The sequence below is a fragment of the Bacillus sp. 05T31 genome, assembly GCF_056396725.1.
Genome location: NZ_JBFTMA010000875.1, coordinates 1 through 1,517, shown reverse-complemented (window position 1 = coordinate 1,517; position 1,517 = coordinate 1). Strand labels below are relative to the sequence as shown.

Annotated in this window: 1 protein-coding gene; it reads left to right on the top strand. The window is 38.2% G+C overall.

The genetic code is table 11. The features are described 5' to 3' along the window. Nucleotides 1-189 precede the first annotated feature (189 nt). Nucleotides 190-1,392 (top strand): MFS transporter, encoded by a 1,203-nt coding sequence (locus AC1DJR_RS29450; RefSeq protein WP_429687696.1) that lies wholly within the window; start codon nucleotides 190-192, stop codon nucleotides 1,390-1,392. Nucleotides 1,393-1,517 lie beyond the last annotated feature (125 nt).

Here is a 1,517-nt window from a genome sequence, read left to right as displayed (position 1 = left end):
TAACAACTACTAGTCTATACATCTATACTTTACATCTTTTTTTCATAGTTGTGTAGCTTTTACACAAATTTGTCAGTTTTTTCRCCTSRAAAATTGTTATMCGYTTTCAAGRCACCTTCCTTGACTGTTAYGTTGACCAATACATATACTCGAAAGAAYAGAGAAAACTTTTATATAGGGGATGAATATATGGGAGAGGCAGTACTCGTAAAACGAGAACCGTTATGGACAAAAGAGTTTATTGCGCTAATTTTAGCAAACTTATGTATGTTTTTAGGATTTCAAATGTTAATTCCAACTTTACCTGTTTATGTGAAAGAAATTGGGGGCACAAGTTCAAATATCGGATTCGTTGTCGGCATGTTTACCGTTGCAGCACTTTTTATTAGGCCGCTAACTGGAAATGCCTTGCAGAAATTCAACAAAAAAATCATTTTAATGATCGGTACCGCTATTTGTTTACTCGCTATGGGCAGTTATCTTTTCGCTTCAACCGTTTTCCTATTGCTTGCCGTTCGAATTTTACACGGAGCTGGTTTTGGTATTACAACGACTACATACGGAACTGTCGTTTCAGACTTAATTCCGCAAGCTCGCCGCGGTGAAGGCATGGGGTATTTCGGTCTTTCTGGAACTATCGCCATGGCGCTCGGTCCGCTTATCGGAATTTGGCTTATGCAAGCATATAACTTCACGATTCTTTTTTTATGTGCACTTTCATGCACAATAGTTTCATTAATATTAACGAAACTACTTCAAATCAAAAAATCGCCGCAACCACCACAGCAAACATCTGGTACCTTTCTCGATGGGTTTATTGAGCGTAAAGCTTTACTTCCTTCACTATTAATATTATGTATTACATTAATGTACGGGGGAATTGGGAGCTTTATCACATTATTTGCTACAGAAGTCGGGATTGCTGATATCAGTCTCTTCTTTTTATTTAACGCACTTGCAATCGCTGTAACTCGTCCGTTTTCTGGAAGATTATATGATACGAAAGGCCATACATTCGTCATCATTCCAGGAGTTATTATTACGTTTACAGGTATTATCTTGCTATCGTATACAACTACAATTCCGAGTTTAATTATTGCCGCAGCGTGCTACGGCAGTGGTTTCGGAGCAATTCAACCGGCACTACAAGCGTGGATGATTGATCGAGTAGCACCGCACCGGAGAGGAGTAGCAACAGCAACATTCTTCTCAGCATTTGATCTTGGAATTGGTGCTGGAGCGATTATTTTTGGATTCATTGCACACTTTACCAACTATGCAACTGTATATCGATATTCCTCTCTATTACTTATCGCTTTTCTTTTCATTTACATCACAAGCTTACGGAAGCAAAAACAGGGGGATAAAACAAAAGAAAAAGCCGTTGGGTAATGCTAATTGGTTCTTTTTCGAAGTACTTAGACCAAAAAATCATGTATACACATTTGTAAAAAGCAGTGGATTCCTAAAAAAATCACACTGCTTTTTGCATTGTATTGAAGAGTGAACCGCTGTTC